This window comes from Ponticaulis koreensis DSM 19734 (assembly GCF_000420665.1).
In the GTDB taxonomy this organism is placed as follows: domain Bacteria; phylum Pseudomonadota; class Alphaproteobacteria; order Caulobacterales; family Hyphomonadaceae; genus Ponticaulis; species Ponticaulis koreensis.
In genome coordinates this window covers 2,318,074-2,334,360 of sequence record NZ_ATVJ01000001.1, presented here as the reverse complement: position 1 = coordinate 2,334,360, position 16,287 = coordinate 2,318,074, and the positions used below count along the sequence as shown (strand labels likewise).

The window sequence follows — 16,287 nt, the reverse complement described above, 5'->3', positions numbered from 1 at the left end:
GAGCTTTACACTCGCGCCTGAATTCTTGTGATTATCGCCAGAGCTTATGAAACTGAAGCGATTGTCTCGTTCACGTTAAGGTGGACACCAGGGCCCATAGAAGAAGACAGCGTGATCTTCTTCACGAACGTACCTTTAGCACCTGACGGCTTAGCCTTCAGAAGCGCAGAGACGAACGCATTGACGTTTTTCTCAAGGTCGTCGTTAGAGAAGCTCGCTTTACCGATACCAGCGTGGACAATACCAGCCTTCTCGACGCGGAACTCAACAGCACCGCCCATAGAGTCTTTAACAGCCTGCGCCACGTTCGGCGTAACTGTACCAACTTTAGGGTTAGGCATCAGACCACGCGGGCCGAGAACCTTACCGAGACGACCGACGATCGCCATCATGTCAGGTGTCGCGATCACACGGTCAAAGTCCATGAAACCACCCTGAACTTTTTCCATCAGGTCTTCAGCACCGACGATCTCAGCGCCAGCTTCACGTGCTTCGTCAGCTTTCGCGTCACGCGCAAAAACAGCAACGCGAACTGTACGGCCCGTGCCAGATGGCAAGTTACATACACCGCGGACCATCTGGTCAGCATATTTCGGGTCAACGCCGAGGTTCACAGAGATATCGATTGTCTCGTCGAACTTTGCTTTAGCGTTAGATTTTACGAGCTCAACAGCGTCGCCAACACTATAAAGTGCGCTGCGATCTACAGTCTGAAGAGCTGCAGCCATACGTTTACCAGCCATCAGTCTTACTCCGTAACCTGCAGACCCATAGAACGTGCAGAGCCCGCAATGATAAGCGAAGCAGCGTCCAGGTCGTTTGCGTTGAGGTCAGCCATTTTAGCTTCAGCGATCTCACGGCATTGCGCCATTGTGACCGTACCAGCTGTTTCGTGACCAGGCTTGTTCGCGCCTTTTTTCAGGCTTGCAGCTTTGAGCAGCAGCACTGATGCAGGCGGAGTTTTTGTGACAAAAGTAAAAGACTTGTCCTGATAATAGTCGATGACGACTGGAATCGGCAGGCCTTTTTCCATGCTGGCTGTTTTAGCGTTGAACGCTTTACAGAATTCCATGATGTTGATGCCGCGCTGACCGAGCGCAGGACCGACCGGCGGAGACGGTGCAGCCGCACCAGCCGGAATTTGGAGCTTGAGCTGCCCCAGAAGTTTCTTAGCCATGTATCCCTCACATGATTAGGTGTGGTCTGCGTATTTCAGCTCGCCACTGCTACGGGTGCGTGGTCGGGTTCAACCCATGGACTTACGGGCCACCTCCCACACGAAGCCGCGCGTATACATGAAGGCTGGTATAGACGCAAGCGAAGTTTCTTTATGCCTCACGACGCGCAGCGTCTCCGGCGGGCGTGCTAGCGCCCGGACCGCAGTCGCGGTCTGTGAGCTCACCAGCAATCAAACCATATGTCCGCAGGTTCCCGTGAAGACGGGAACCCATGCTTAAATCTGGCTACGTTTTGAGTTGATCAATCTAAGCCGGGATACCCACCTTCGTGGGCATCTGCGGTGTTGAGGGATTTTCGCTCATCCCTGCGCAGGCAGGGTTCTGGTGCGACATGGCTGGGCCAGTTTCCCGCCTTCGCGGGAATGAGCGAAACACTACGAGCAACGCGAAGGCGCAGCCGGGGTGAGCCAATGGCGAACCACGAAGGCGAGCAAATAAAAAAACATACACCAGTATCGCCGCAAGGGTGCCCTGCCGCGTTTTTGCTTTTGATTGCTCGGTGCTGTGTCAGCTTACGCTTTCGCACCGTTCGTCGGGGAATTAATTCACTGGATTAATTCCATATCCTCCGAACCCAGCGCGGTCGCTTGTGGTTCCCACCAATAAATGGAGTTTCAGATTTACTGGTTCGCGAATGCGCACTGGCGCTCCGGAATACGATCTGGCGGCGGCCATGGCTCTCGTAGAGTCGTAACATCACGACAAGACGGAAATGATGGTTCCGTCGGCTCATAGAACGCACGGAATATGCGTTCCGCAGGCTCAAGATAAGCCAGCACGCAGACGATAAAACGAGCCAGATGACTTGCCAGTGTTTCGGCGCGTTCAAAGATTTCGATTGTCGTCTGCAGCCGATCAGACAGCTCGGCCAATGATATGAGCTCACAGCCTTCAGCTGGGTCTATGTGAGTCTCTGTTTCACGAGAGCGTACAAGACAGCCCTGAGCGCGCTCTATGCGTACCGAAGGTGCGCGAGAGCAAACAAAACTATCAGTCCGTTGCCAGACGGGCGTACGCATCGCACTTGCTGCGTAAGTGAAACCGGCCCGCTCCAGCTGGTTCGAGGCCAGCATGCGCACATAAGAATGCACCATAGCGTCGGTCGAAATCACCATTCGCGCGAGGTCATGCGGCGCGCATACATCGCCGGAAACCTGAAGCCGCATGCACCAGGCATAAAGCCGCGCAAGGCTCAACCCGATCAACTGACCAATGGTCAGCGAGGTGTAATCAGGAACAGATGATGGCGCGGGGTTCATGCGCCAAGTTTAGGGTTGCGTGTGGTAGGGTTGGATTAGTTTTTGCGTCTTTAGTCGCCGGGCGTTTTGTCATCCCGGAATGTTTTGACGTTTTGACGAAAAACATATCCGGGACCCAGCTGTTACCGGATGGATGTTCTGGGTCCCGGCTCTTCGCTTCGCTGCGGCCGGGATGACAATGAGATAGCCCCAGAAACCTGAAACCATATGCGCCGTTTGCCTGCGCATTGCTGCGCAGAATACTCTCTACCCGGTGCGCAGCATCAGATTGCCTTTACTTTGCGCTTAAAATAAGGCGTTTTGAACGCTCAAACTGATGCAAAAAGTCACGCAGTGCGGGCCGCACTGATTGAACAAAAATAAAAGTATCATTCAAATGGTCAATTAGCTTGTACTCTCCGTTTTCTCTAAGAATTGAAAAGACCGGACCTTCGTCGTAATCGCTTGCGAAATATACAAAATCGCTTCCCTCCGGCGTCGAAACCCACTCCTCAATAAAGAAAGCGAACTCAGCAACGAGGACGTCGCTTAACCGAATGACTGCGCTTCCTTCATAAAAATATACATTGCCTACCAGTTGATAGTATATTGATATTTCCGATTTTTCGCTAGGTATTTGACTAAGTATGTATTTTATATTCATTTAATTCTCCAAGGCATGGCATTGAACACCACTCCGTCATTTCCAACGAGAATTTTAATTGCCGTTTGCCCTTTAGTTAGCGGAACTCCGTTCGGCGGTAGGGTGCATTAAGCGTAGCGAATGCACCAGACAAATGAACGCCGGAGATGCGTAATGACTGCCACCGACCGCGCATAATGCGCGCCTGAAGCTTGCGGGCGAATCCAAGTCGGCACACGTAATCCACCAAACAAAAAACCCGGCGCGATGGCCGGGTTCTTCAAAACAGGATTGTCTGCCAGCCTAGCTGACTTTGTCGACCTGACCGTATTCCAGATCGACAGGTGTCGCACGACCGAAGATGGATACCATCACTTTCAGGCGGCCATTTTCTTCGTCGACTTCCTCGACAGACCCTTCGAAGGACTGGAACGGGCCATCGTTCACACGCACCTGCTCGCCAACTTCGAAGCTGATCGTTGGACGTGGACGCTCTGCAGCATCCTCTGCGTCGCCAAGGATTCGCTGAACTTCACGTTCGGAAACCGGAAGCGGCTTTTTACCACCGTCAGCACCGAGGAAGCCGGTAACCTTCGGCGTGTTCTTTACCATGTGGTAGATGTCGTCAGTGAGGACGGCCTTCATCAGAACATAGCCCGGGAAGTAGCGCTGCTCACGCGTGCGCTTGCGGCCACGAACCACTTCAACGACTTCTTCAGTCGGAACTTCCATCTGCTCGATCAGGTGATCGTGACCGTTCATGCGCGCCTGCTCAAGAATGGACGCGGCGACCTTCTTCTCGAAGTTCGAGTATGCGTGCACAATGTACCAGCGAGGCTTTGTTACGTCTTTCTGGCTCATGCCAGGGCCTTCCTTAGCTAGATGCGCCAGTGATCATCGGGATAAGGAATCCCCAGATCACATCTACGAAAAAGAGAAATGTCGCTGCGATTACGACCATGACCAGAACCATGATCGTCGCTGCGATTGTTTCCTGACGAGTGGTCCAGGTGACTTTGTTACCTTCTGCACGAACCTGCTTTAAGAAGGTAAGCGGACCTGTGCGCGGTTTCTTTTCCGACATTAGTTCAGTTTCTCGTTTTTGGGATAAGCATGCTGCCTAACCCAGTTTCATCTTTTCGTCTACGTCTGGCAGGGAATTTATTTGCGCGCGCTTGCGCTGTTTCCCCTTGCGTAAGCTAGCGTCCATTTTGTCAGATAAGTGGTGGTTTTCTGAATGAAATGCAGGCAGACACAAAAAGTCATAAAACAATATCAATCAGGGCTGTTAAAACGAATGCAGCAATGGCAAGAAGCGTCAATGTTGAGTTAGGGGACGACTTCAATGAAAATTATACCGACCATTCTGTGCGGCGGCTCCGGTACGCGCCTATGGCCGACTTCACGCACCTATGCACCAAAACAGCTCCAGAGCCTGGTTGGTGAGAAATCGCTGCTGGCGAATACGGTGCTGCGACTGCAGGCGCAGGAGAACTGTATATCTCCGGTGCTGATTTGCGGTCAGAGCTACGCGACCGAGATCGAACACCAGATGGAAGATGAAGGCGCCGAGCTTTCTGCCGTTATTGCTGAGCCGATGGGACGCGACACAGCAGCAGCGGCAGCCATTGCAGCGCACTGGGCACGTAAAATCCAGCAAGAAAATCCAGACGAACAATATGTCGTTCTGCTGCTTCCTGCGGATCACCATATTTCAGACATTCCGGGCTTCCATCAGGCGCTTGATTCGGCAGGTGAAGCCGCCCTCGCCGGTTACATCTCCACAATCGGCATCACGCCGAATGCGCCTGAGACCGGCTTCGGTTACATTAATCGCGCGTCTGACAAGCTGCCTGATCTGGCCTCCTATCCGGTCGCACGATTTGTAGAAAAGCCAGACGAAGACACGGCAAAGCAATATCTGGAGAGCGGCGACTATCTCTGGAACTCGGGCATGTTTGCCTTCACGCCGGATGTATTCCTGTCCGAACTCGAACGGTTTGATGAGATCATTTCCCGCAAAGCGGCCGAGGCGTTCTCAGAAGCCGATGTCGCCGTAGATGCAGCCGGACTACCGCGCATTTCGTTTGATCCACAAACGTTCGAAGCCATTCCGAAAAACTCCATCGATTTCGCGGTCATGGAGCACACCGAAAAGGCCAGCGTTCTACCTGCTGATTTTGGATGGAATGATGTGGGCAGCTGGTCGGCAGCGCACGAAATTGCGCCATCGGACGCTAACGGCAACGTTCTTGAAGGTGACGTCGTCGCGATCGACACGGCCAACAGCCTGATCCGCGCACATGACAAGCTGATCGCAGCCGTCGGCCTTGAGAACATGATTATTGTCGATACAGTCGACGCCATGCTGATCTGCCCGAAGGATCAGGTTCAGAAGGTGAAAGCCGTCCATAAGCACCTCAAAGATCAGGGGCATGCGGTAGCCGATCACCATGGCCCGGGAAGCACGGCTTATGTCTCACAACAAAAGTCACGCGCTCGCAGCTGGCTGTTTGGAAAGGCCCTGCCATTCTGGATCGAGAACGGTCTGGATCTGGAGAATGGCGGCGCATTCGAGGCGGTAAACTTCTCCGGCGAACCTCTCAAAGACATGCCGAAGCGGCTTCGCGTTCAGGCGCGTCAGACCTATGTGTTTTCACACGCAGCCATGCTCGGCTATCAGCCTGCCGAAGAAGCGATCAAAGTGCCGCTCGACTTCATGCTGCGCCACGGTCGCCGTGATGACGGAGGCTTCGGGCACATTCTTTCCCCGAGCGGACACTTTATCGACGATCAGGCTGACTGCTATGACCACGCCTTCGTTCTGATGAGCCTCGCATGGGCCTATAAAGCGACCGGCGACAAAGACCTGCTAAAAGTCGCCACTGAGACGATGGAGTTCCTGTTCGCCAGACTCCGACATCCGGTGAACGGCTTCAAAGAGGCCCTGCCGGAAGGTGATGCCCTGCGACGCGCCAACCCGCACATGCACTTGCTGGAAGCAGCCATGGCGTGGATGAAACTGCATAATCACGATCTCATGGCTGACATGGCTAAAGAGATTGTTGGACTGTTCCGGACGCACTTCTGTGTCGGCGGTCTGTTACGCGAGTATTTCCAGAACGATCTCTCCATGCTGCCGTCTACAGCACCAGAGCTCTCACGCGCTGTCGAGCCTGGTCACCTGATCGAGTGGACCTACCTTCTGAGGCTGTATGAGTCGCTGACTGGCGACGCCGTTGAGGAGGCCGCGACGATGGAAGCCTTCTCTGACGCTTACGGCATCAACCCACTCACCGGTCTTGTGGTCGATCACGTCATGCCGAACGGTAAGTTGATGGACGCACCAACCAGCCGGCTGTGGCCGCAGACGGAATACATCCGGCTCAAGCTGCAGCATAACACCACTGAGGGCACCGATCTGGCCCTTCACATGTTTGAACGTCTTGCAGACGACTATATGACATTCGACGGTGAAATGCCTGGCTATTGGAAAGACCAGCTGAGCGTAGACGGGCAGAACCTGCTCGACCGCGCGCCAGCGAGTTCATTCTACCACATTCTCGGGTGTCTGGAGCCGATGCTCTGACAACACACCAAGGAATGACCTAATCTAGAGGAAAGCTGACAATAGTCTTTCGCTAAACTGAATGCAGTCGCGCACGCACTGTGCAAGTGGTGAACAGACGACAGACATACCTCACAAACTAATTATTTTCGTTAGTGGAAACTTGTCCCTACGAAAACTGACCGATAGAGACTGAATTTATGAGTACGCGTACGCCATGGGGGGCACTTTGAAAAACTTAACCCACTTAGACCGCCTCGAAGCGGAGAGCATGCACATTATGCGCGAGGTTGTCGCCGACGCTGAACGTCCGGTGATGCTTTATTCCGTCGGCAAGGATAGCGCGGTGATGCTGCACCTTGCCATGAAGGCATTCTATCCGAGCAAACCTCCATTTCCTCTGCTTCACGTCGATACGACTTGGAAGTTCAAGGAAATGATCGAGTTCCGCGACCGTCGTGCGACAGAAACCGGCCTAGAGCTTCTGGTTCACAGCAACCAGGAAGGCATTGATGCAGGCATTGGTCCCTTCACACACGGCTCAGCTCTGCACACGGACGTGATGAAGACCGCAGCTCTGAAGCAAGCACTCGACAAGTACAAATTCGACATCGCATTCGGTGGGGCACGACGCGATGAAGAGAAATCTCGTGCGAAAGAACGTATCTGTTCTTTCCGTACAGCTGAGCACCGCTGGGATCCAAAAAACCAGCGTCCGGAACTCTGGAACCTCTATAACACCCGCATTCGCCAGGGTGAGAGCATCCGCGTGTTCCCGCTTTCGAACTGGACCGAGCTTGATATCTGGCAGTATATCCGCCGCGAGAACATCGACATTGTACCGCTGTATTATTCCGCGAAACGCCCAGTTGTTGAGTGGGAAGGTACGCAGATCATGGTTGATGATGACCGTGTTCCTGAAGAGCTCCGCAAGACAGCAGTCGAAAAGTCCGTTCGCTTCCGTACGCTCGGCTGCTACCCGCTGACGGGCGCTGTCGAGAGTGAAGCCGACACTTTGGAAGAAATCATTCAGGAAATGCTCCTGACCAAGTCGTCCGAACGTCAGGGCCGTGTAATCGACCGCGACCAGTCCGGTTCGATGGAGAAGAAAAAACAAGAAGGATACTTCTAAGATGTCCGACCAGAATTCACTCCTCGAAACCGACATTCGCGGTTACCTCGAAGCGCACGAAAACAAGTCGCTTCTGCGTTTCATCACGTGTGGCTCTGTAGACGACGGCAAATCGACTCTGATCGGTCGTATGCTCTACGATTCCAAGATGATCTTCGAAGATCAGCTGGACGCTCTTGAGTCCGATTCCAAACGCGTTGGTACACAAGGCGAGAACATCGACTTCGCGCTTCTCGTAGACGGCCTCACAGCTGAACGCGAGCAAGGCATTACGATCGACGTTGCGTACCGCTTCTTCTCGACTGACAAGCGTAAGTTCATCGTCGCAGACACGCCGGGTCACGTTCAGTACACACGGAACATGGCGACAGGCGCATCTACGGCTGACCTCGCTATCCTGCTGATTGACGCCCGCCGCGGTGTTCTTGAGCAGACACGCCGTCACGCCTTCATCGCGTCATCACTCGGCATTCGCAAACTGGTTCTCGCCATCAACAAGATGGACCTGCAGAACTACGAGCAGTCCGTCTTCGACGACATTGAGAGCGATTTCATCGAGTTTGCCGAAGAACTGGCAACCGGTATCGAAATCCAGGCGATTCCGATGTCTGCGCTGGAAGGCACAAACATCACAACCAAGTCCGACAAGACACCTTGGTATGATGGTCCGTCCCTGATGGAATATCTTGAGACTGTTCCTGTCGACGATGACCGCCTCAACGCGCCATTCCGTCTGCCGGTACAGTATGTGAACCGCCCGAACCTCGACTTCCGTGGCTTCTCCGGTCAGATTCCGTCCGGTACGGTCAAAGTTGGTGATCGCGTGAAGACACTTCCTTCTGCGAAGGAAACAACAGTTACGCGTATTCTGTCCGGCGATGAGGACGTTCAGGAAGCGATGGCAGGCGAGTCTGTCACTGTCTGTTTCGCAGACGAAGTCGACACCTCACGCGGCGACCTGATCTGTACCGCTGAGTCTCCGGCGCAGGTTGCTGACCAGTTCCAGGCGCGCATCTTTTGGATGGCCGACGACAAAATGCTTCCGGGCCGTCGTTACCTGATGAAGATCGGCTCCAAGACGGTCACAGCGCAGGTCAACGAAACCAAGTACCGCATTGAGATGTCAGATCTGCAGGACCGCCCTGCCCGTGATCTGTCGCTCAATGAAGTCGGCGTTTGTACCCTGTCGCTCGATCAGGCAATTCCGTTCGACCCTTATAATGAAATCCGCGAAACTGGTGGGTTCATTCTGATCGACCGCCTGAACAACAACACCGTTGGCATGGGCATGATTGACTTTGCGCTTCGTCGCGCAGGCAACATCCACTGGCAATCTGTCGATGTGAACAAGGAAGCGCACTCGGCTCAGAAAAACCAGAAGCCGACCGTACTCTGGTTTACCGGTCTGTCCGGCTCCGGTAAGTCGACCATCGCGAATGCGCTTCAGAAGCGCCTCTACTCGATTGACCGTCACACTTACCTGCTCGATGGTGACAACGTGCGTCACGGCCTCAACCGTGACCTTGGCTTTACGGACGCTGACCGCGTGGAAAACATCCGCCGTGTCTCCGAAGTATCGAAGCTGATGGTCGACGCCGGTCTGATCACACTTGTTTCCTTCATCTCTCCATTCCGTTCCGAGCGCCGCATGGCCCGCAACATGGTGGAAGATGGCGAGTTCGTAGAAGTGTTCGTCAACACGCCACTCAACGTAGCTGAGCAGCGCGACGTGAAAGGCCTCTACAAGCGTGCACGCGAAGGCAAGATCAAGAACTTCACTGGTATTGATAGCCCTTACGAGCCGCCAACAGAGCCGGAGATCGAAATCGACACAACGAAAGTAAGCGCTGATGAAGCGGCTGAAATTATCGTCGACTGGATGAAAGAACGCGGCATGCTCGGTTAGAGTAGCGCCTGTGCCCTTAAGAAAAGCCCGGCTTGATCGCCGGGCTTTTTTATTGTCGCTATGCGGCTTCTGAAAACTCTTCAATCAAAGATTCCAGCGCCGTCCGTAGCAGTGTCTCGGTGATCGCTGTTACTCTTTCGGGGTTCCGCGAGTAACGACTGGTAATCCCGAGCAATATCGTCATCAGCGAATCAACCAGCTGTTCCAGTTTTTTCACCTGCAACTTCGGTCCCAGAACCTCGCAAAGTTTCGACCGTATGCGCTCATCATTATCGCGCATTCGTTTGCGCACCTCGTCGTTCCGATGCCCTTCTGCGACAATTTCAGCATCAAGGCTCGTCTGGAACGGGGAAATCTTCCGGGTGATTGCGCCAACCATATGCTCGATTAGGTGGTCCTTAAACGAATCTTTCGGCAGCTGTTCCAGTTGCCCGATGCGAACCATTGCCTCATCACCTTCACGTTCTACGATTGCCAGAATAATGGCCTGTTTGTTCGCAAAATAATGATAGATATGCCCTGTACTCATGCCTGATCGCTTCGCGACTTCTGCCATTCCCGCCCCATGAAATCCCTTTTCGACGAAACAATGTGCGGCAGCGTCCAGAATCTGATTCTGCCTTAGCGATTTGCGCGAAACCGTATTATTGTAGTTCACTACACGAAACTTTCTGTGATCTTGTGGAAATTCCCTTGACGCTGGGATAGGCTGGACAATATTAGAACGATCATTCTAAAACTCAACGGGTAAGTCGGAAAGTCGCTGAAGTATGCAATCGAACGCCTCCGCTACGAAGCGTAGCCAACTCAAAGTTGGCATCGCCCTCGCCTCCACTGCGCTCTTCCTTGCCGCTTGCGGTGGTGGCCACGACTCCGGACCCGCGCAAAGCGCGGGCGCTTCACAACAAATGGCCGTGGCCGTTGGCGTGATCGACCTCCAGTCTGAAGAAGTACAAAGTGTACGGGAGCTGACAGGCCGCGCGCGAGCTTTCGCCGAGGCCGAAATCCGACCGCAGGTTACGGGCCTTATCCAACGACGCCTTTTCACCGAGGGCCAGGCTGTCGAAGAGGGCGAAGCTCTTTACCAGATTGACCCGGCTGAATACCGCGCGGAAGTCCGAAGCGCTCAGGCCGCGCTGAGAGGCGCCCGCGCAAGCGCAGCAGCCGCTCGCGAAACAGCTGAACGCTTTGAGCACCTCGCAGAGATCAATGCCGTCAGCCGTCAGGACTACGACAACGCTGTCGCAGACATGGAGCGTGCCGAAGCAGATATCGGCATCCGCGAGGCAGCTCTTGCACGCGCGGAGATCGATCTGGACCGCACGACGGTTCGCAGCCCGATCAGCGGTCAGATTGGTCGCTCTAACGTGACGCAAGGCGCGCTGGTAACCGCAAATCAGAGCACATCTTTAGCTCGTGTTCTCCAGCTTGATCCAATTTATGTCGATCTGACCACAGCAAGCTCAGAACTCCTTCGTTGGAAGCAGGATGTGGCATCAGGTTCAATCTCAAGCATTCAGGACTCGAATGTACCGGTGACAATCCACCTCGAAAACGGGTCCGAATTCCCAGAAACCGGGCAACTCGGCTTCAGTGAAGTGAATGTCGATGAGGCCGCAGGAACCGTAATTGTTCGTGCAGTCGTTCCGAACCCTAACGGTCTGCTTCTTCCGGGCATGTTTGTTACTGCCAGCTTCTCAGCCGGCTCCTATGAGCGCGTCTTTGTGATTCCGCAGCGCGCATTACAGCGCACGCCACGAGGCGACGGCTATGTCTACGTAGTTGACGAGAACAACACAGCTCAGTCCCGCACCGTTTCCATTCTGGAATCACAGGGATCCAACTGGATCGTTACCGAAGGGCTCGAAGATGGTGACCAGTTGATTGTCAGCGGCCTCCAATCCGTTCGCTCAGGCGCACCAGTTCGCATCACTTCGCGCAATGGCGACCCAACCGCACAATCTGCCGGCGCGCAGTAGAGGGGGAAGATCTCAATGGCTCGTTTCTTCATTGATCGCCCCGTCTTTGCGTGGGTGATTTCAATTCTTATCATGCTCGCAGGTGTTTTCTCGCTGCGCATGCTACCCGTGGCGCAATATCCGGATATTGCGCCTACGACCATCAATATTACAGCATTCTATCCTGGTGCATCCGCCGAGGCTGTTGAGGACTCCGTTACCCAGGTCATCGAGCAGCGTATGACCGGTCTGGACGGGCTGGAAAACATCACATCCTCATCCAGCTCGTCTGGTGCGAGCTCTATCACCCTGACCTTTGAAACCGGCACCGACCCTGACATTGCGCAGGTTCAGGTCCAGAACAAGCTGTCGCTGGCAACTCCGTTGCTTCCGCAGCCCGTGCAGCGTCAGGGCGTTAGCGTGAACAAGGCATCGGACGGTTTTGCACTGATTACCGCGATTTTTTCTGAAACAGGCGAGTACAACCGCGATGACCTCGGCGATTTCATTTACGCCAATATGTATGATGCAATTGGCCGTGTAGACGGTGTCGGCAATGTCCGCGTGTTTGGCTCCCAGTATGCGATGCGCATCTGGCTCGACCCACTAAGCCTCGCTCAGTACCAGCTGATGCCGAGCGACATCACAAACGCGATTCAAGCGCAGAACGCACAGGTATCTTCAGGTTCCGTTGGCGCAATGCCTGCCGAGCCCGGACAGGAAATTACCGCGACTATCACTCTGCAATCGCTACTAACGACAACAGAAGAGTTCGAAGACCTTCTGATCCTTACGACAGCTGAAGGCCGCTCGGTTCGGTTGGGTGACGTTGCCCGCGTTGAACTTGGCGCTGAAACCTATGACGCCGTTTCCCGCTATAACGGACAGCCTGCGTCTGGATTTGCGGTTACGGTCGCTACGGGCGCCAATGCGCTCGACACTGTGGACGCGGTAAAAGAGGAAGTGGAACGCCTGTCTGGCAGCTTCCCTGAGGGGGTGGATTACGCGTTCGCCGTCGATACATCGCCGTTTATTGAAACCTCTATTCACGAGGTTCAGAAAACACTTATTGAAGCGGTTTTCCTCGTCTTTTTTGTAATCCTGATATTCCTGCAAAGCCTGCGTGCGAGCTTCGTACCAATGATTGCGGTGCCTGTTGTTCTGCTCGGCACGTTTGCGGTGCTTTATGTGTTCGGCTTCTCGATCAACGTGCTGACCATGTTCGCTATGGTACTGGCTATCGGGTTGCTCGTGGACGATGCGATTGTTGTCGTTGAGAATGTCGAGCGTGTGATGCACGACGACAAACTCTCGCCTCTGGAGGCGACGAGAAAGTCGATGGATCAGATCACTGGCGCTCTCATCGGTATTGCCGTTGTGCTCTCTGCGGTGTTTGTCCCGATGGCGTTTTTCCCCGGCGCAGCGGGCGTAATCTACCGCCAGTTCTCCGTCACGATCGTCGCTGCGATGGCTCTGTCTGTTCTAGTAGCTCTCATTCTGTCGCCAGCGCTTTGCGCCACGATTCTGAAACCAAAAGGCGCTGACAAAGGCGGCATTCTCGGTGCGCCATCACGGATATTTAATAACGGCTTTGACCGTCTTAGAAGCATTTTCGAAGGTGCCGTCAGCCGCATGATCCGCCGTAAGATTATTTTCTTCGGGGTCTTTCTCGTCATTGTGGGTGTGGTTGGCGCAGGCTTCACGCGCCTGCCGACCTCCTTCGTACCAGAAGAAGACCAAGGCCAGTTTCTCACTTTCGTGACCCTGCCTCAGGGTGCCAGCGTTGAGCGGACCTTTGATATCGTGAATGACATTTACGATCACTATGCCGAAACGGAAGAAGACATTCTCAAAGGCGCGTTCGCACTTGCCGGCTTCAACCCTGCCATGGGCGCAGGTCAAAATCTCGGCGTTATTTTCGCCTCTCTCGATCCATGGGATGAGCGAAAGCGCGAAGATCAATCCGTATTCGCGCTCACACAGCGCGCCAGCGGCTTTCTGTTTGGCCTGAACGAAGCGCGCGCATTTGCCGTAGCACCGCCCCCGATCCGCGCATTTGGTCCATCGAGCGGGTTCAATCTGTATATTCAGGATGTAGGCGGCGTGGGCCATGACGCCCTGGTTGAAGCCCAAAACATGTTGCTTGGCATGGCTGCACAAGACCCGCTACTGACAAGCGTCCGTCCAAACGGACAGGCTGACATGCCAGAGCTGAATGTCGATATTGACTACCAAAAGGCGCAAGCGCTCGGTATTTCTCTGTCAGACGTCACAAACCTGATGTCCGTGGCATTTGGCGGTCGTTATGTGAATGACTTCATTGATCGGGAGCGTATCAAACGCGTCTATGTGCAGGGCGACGCACCTTACCGCATGCAACCGGAAGACATTGGTAACTGGCAGCTGCGCAATAATCGCGGCCAGATGATACCTCTCGACGAGATTGCGACGTCTTCATGGGCTTACGGCCCGCCACAGCTGACCCGCTATAATGGCGTCCCATCGCTGAATATTCAGGGCGCTCCTGCGGCCGGCGTAAGCTCCGGCGTCGCAATGGACCGTGTTGAACAGCTTATAAGCCAGCTTCCGGAAGGCATCAGCTTTCAGTGGGCAGGTTTGAGTGAACAGGAACGTGAGTCAGGCAATCAGGCCCTGATCCTGTACATCGTTTCAGTCCTTTTCGTATTCCTTTGCCTCGCGGCGCTGTACGAAAGCTGGGTTGTTCCGGTTGCCGTTCTGCTTGTTGCGCCACTCGGCGTAGGCGGTGCAGTTCTGGCCGCTCACTTCGGAGGCCTTGCAAACGACGTATTCTTCCAAGTCGGCCTCCTGACAACGGTCGGACTGGCCTCGAAGAACGCTATTCTGATCGTCGAATTTGCTAAAGCGCTTGAGGAAGAGGGCAAGGAACTCGTCGCGGCAACCATGGAAGCGGTAAAGATGCGCTTCCGTCCAATCCTGATGACATCCTTCGCATTCGGCTTCGGTGTCCTGCCGCTAGTGCTCAGCTCGGGCGCCGGTTCCGGCGGACGTATCGCTATCGGCACAACCGTGCTTGGAGGTATTATCTTCGCCACCCTGTTCGGTCTGGTATTTGCGCCGCTCTTCTATGTGATCGTTCGTAAGGTCACAGGTGCTAAACCGCTGCACAAAGGCCCACACTCTGAGGAGGCTGCGTAATGGCTTCGCGTCATCTGAAAATTGCTCTTCTTGCGGGAAGCCTCTCTGTGACGGGCTGCGCTAATCTGGCTCCCCTATACCAGCAACCGGAAACGACCATCCCGGCAGAAATACCAAGCGCACCAACAGGGATCGCTATCGATTCTCCGCTCGCATGGGATCAGGTTTTTCTGTCCGAGAACCTGCGTGACCTCATCGGGATCGCTCTGGAAGAAAACCGCGACCTTCGAATCACGGCGGCGAATATCGAGATTGCGCGCGCTCAGTATAATATCGCGCAATCATCTCTTCTGCCGAATGCATCGATTAGCGGAAACCTGACCGAGGGCGGTCGCTTCGGCCACTCCGGCGCGAACACTTCAGCCTTCCGCGATTCAGCACTATTCCAGCTTGGCGTAACAGGCTTTGAACTCGACTTCTTCAACCGGGTTCGTAATCAGAACGAAGCAACGTTCCAGAGCTATCTGGCAACCGTAGAGGGCGAACGTGCCGCACGCATCGCGCTGATAGCATCAGTCGCAGAACTCTGGGTGCGCCTGGCAACGGATCGCGAGCTGCTCGCACTTGCCGAAGACACGGTCGATATCCAGTCGGACTCTCTGTCTCTCACGCAGGAACTACTGCGAGCCGGCGTCGCAACGGAACTTGATACACGCCGTGCATCCGCCAGCGTTGAGAACGCCCGCGCGCAGGCCGCTCAATTCGAAGCCCAGATACGACAGGACCTGAATGCACTACGTCTCGTAGTCGGGACAGAGCTTCCATCATATATTGAAGGCTCCGCCGCCCTGACACCATCGCCAGTGGAGCTTCTTGTCCCGGGCAACATTTCGTCAGAGGTGCTTCTGAACCGCCCTGACGTGATGGCCGCAGAACGAAACCTTGCAGCAGCAAATGCAAATATCGGAGCTGCGCGTGCGGCCCTGTTTCCGACAATCAGTCTGTCGGGGCGCGTTGGCTATTCAAGCTCTGATCTGGAAAATTTCTTCTCAAATGATATCGCAGGCTGGACGTTCGGCCCGTCACTCGACCTGCCAATTTTTGACTATGGCGCCCGTCAGAATCGCATTGCCGTAACAGAAGCGCAAAAGGAGCAGGCAATCGCTCGCTACCAACTGGCGATCCAGACAGCATTCAGAGAGACCGCTGATGCTCTGGCCATCACTGAGACGATAGATACGCGACTGAACGCACTTGAACGTCTCTCAGAAGATGCAGATGTCACGCTAAACCTTTCGCAAGAACGGTTCCGCGTTGGCGTAGACGACTATTTGTCGGTGCTCGATGCGCAGCGTGAGGATTATTCGGCGCGTCAGCAGCTCATTCTGGCACGTCGGGATCGGGCATTGAACGCCATCGCGCTTTACCGCGCGCTTGGCGCAGCGCCTTCTGCAGAAAGCGAATAAGCTAAACGCGTTTTATTTCTC

At 54.4% G+C, this 16,287-nt stretch carries 13 protein-coding genes; 6 read left to right on the top strand and 7 right to left on the bottom strand.

Annotated elements, in window-relative coordinates; genetic code table 11:
• Positions 1 to 44 precede the first annotated feature (44 nt).
• The 6 genes from rplA to secE all read right to left on the bottom strand — a co-directional run bounded on the left by rplA (position 45) and on the right by secE (position 4,203).
• Positions 45 to 728 (bottom strand): 50S ribosomal protein L1, encoded by a 684-nt coding sequence (gene rplA / locus G523_RS0111770; RefSeq protein WP_051134842.1) that lies wholly within the window; start codon positions 726 to 728, stop codon positions 45 to 47.
• Between the two features lie 20 nt (positions 729 to 748).
• Positions 749 to 1,177, bottom strand: a complete 429-nt coding sequence (rplK, locus tag G523_RS0111765; RefSeq protein ID WP_022695269.1) for a 50S ribosomal protein L11 — start codon at positions 1,175 to 1,177, stop codon at positions 749 to 751.
• A gap of 681 nt (positions 1,178 to 1,858) precedes the next feature.
• On the bottom strand, positions 1,859 to 2,497 hold the full coding sequence (locus G523_RS0111760; RefSeq protein WP_022695268.1) for a hypothetical protein: 639 nt from the start codon (positions 2,495 to 2,497) through the stop codon (positions 1,859 to 1,861).
• A gap of 274 nt (positions 2,498 to 2,771) precedes the next feature.
• On the bottom strand, positions 2,772 to 3,140 hold the full coding sequence (locus G523_RS0111755) for a DUF7878 domain-containing protein (RefSeq protein ID WP_022695267.1): 369 nt from the start codon (positions 3,138 to 3,140) through the stop codon (positions 2,772 to 2,774).
• Between the two features lie 282 nt (positions 3,141 to 3,422).
• The gene (gene nusG / locus G523_RS0111750) at positions 3,423 to 3,980 is read right to left on the bottom strand and encodes a transcription termination/antitermination protein NusG (RefSeq protein WP_022695266.1); all 558 of its coding nucleotides are present in this window, start codon (positions 3,978 to 3,980) and stop codon (positions 3,423 to 3,425) included.
• Positions 3,981 to 3,993: 13 nt separating this feature from the next.
• Positions 3,994 to 4,203: a preprotein translocase subunit SecE gene (gene secE / locus G523_RS0111745; RefSeq protein WP_022695265.1), complete on the bottom strand. Its 210-nt coding sequence runs from the start codon at positions 4,201 to 4,203 to the stop codon at positions 3,994 to 3,996.
• 261 nt (positions 4,204 to 4,464) lie between these two features.
• On the opposite strand from secE, the gene G523_RS0111735 reads away from it, so the two are divergent.
• The 3 genes from G523_RS0111735 (at position 4,465) to cysN (ending at position 9,725) form a co-directional block, all read left to right on the top strand.
• Positions 4,465 to 6,708 carry a mannose-1-phosphate guanylyltransferase/mannose-6-phosphate isomerase gene (locus G523_RS0111735; protein WP_022695263.1) on the top strand — a complete coding sequence of 748 codons (2,244 nt, stop codon included), beginning with the start codon at positions 4,465 to 4,467 and terminating at the stop codon, positions 6,706 to 6,708.
• 250 nt (positions 6,709 to 6,958) lie between these two features.
• Complete coding sequence (cysD, locus tag G523_RS0111730) at positions 6,959 to 7,819, top strand: sulfate adenylyltransferase subunit CysD (protein ID WP_233347297.1); 861 nt, start codon at positions 6,959 to 6,961, stop codon at positions 7,817 to 7,819.
• A gap of 1 nt (position 7,820) precedes the next feature.
• Entirely contained in the window at positions 7,821 to 9,725 is a 1,905-nt protein-coding gene (gene cysN / locus G523_RS0111725) for a sulfate adenylyltransferase subunit CysN (RefSeq protein WP_022695261.1), read from the top strand.
• Between the two features lie 58 nt (positions 9,726 to 9,783).
• On the opposite strand, the gene G523_RS0111720 is transcribed toward cysN, so the two are convergent.
• Positions 9,784 to 10,383, bottom strand: a complete 600-nt coding sequence (locus G523_RS0111720; protein ID WP_022695260.1) for a TetR/AcrR family transcriptional regulator — start codon at positions 10,381 to 10,383, stop codon at positions 9,784 to 9,786.
• A 112-nt stretch (positions 10,384 to 10,495) separates the two neighbouring features.
• On the opposite strand from G523_RS0111720, the gene G523_RS19110 reads away from it, so the two are divergent.
• From G523_RS19110 to G523_RS0111705, 3 genes are read left to right on the top strand one after another with little or no spacing between them, the layout of a single operon-like run.
• A complete protein-coding gene (locus tag G523_RS19110; RefSeq protein ID WP_022695259.1) occupies positions 10,496 to 11,704 on the top strand; it encodes an efflux RND transporter periplasmic adaptor subunit in 1,209 nt (402 codons plus the stop codon).
• 15 nt (positions 11,705 to 11,719) lie between these two features.
• Entirely contained in the window at positions 11,720 to 14,860 is a 3,141-nt protein-coding gene (locus G523_RS0111710; RefSeq protein WP_022695258.1) for an efflux RND transporter permease subunit, read from the top strand.
• A complete protein-coding gene (locus G523_RS0111705) occupies positions 14,860 to 16,266 on the top strand; it encodes an efflux transporter outer membrane subunit (RefSeq protein WP_022695257.1) in 1,407 nt (468 codons plus the stop codon). Before G523_RS0111710 ends, G523_RS0111705 begins: the two co-directional genes overlap by 1 nt.
• Positions 16,267 to 16,287 lie beyond the last annotated feature (21 nt).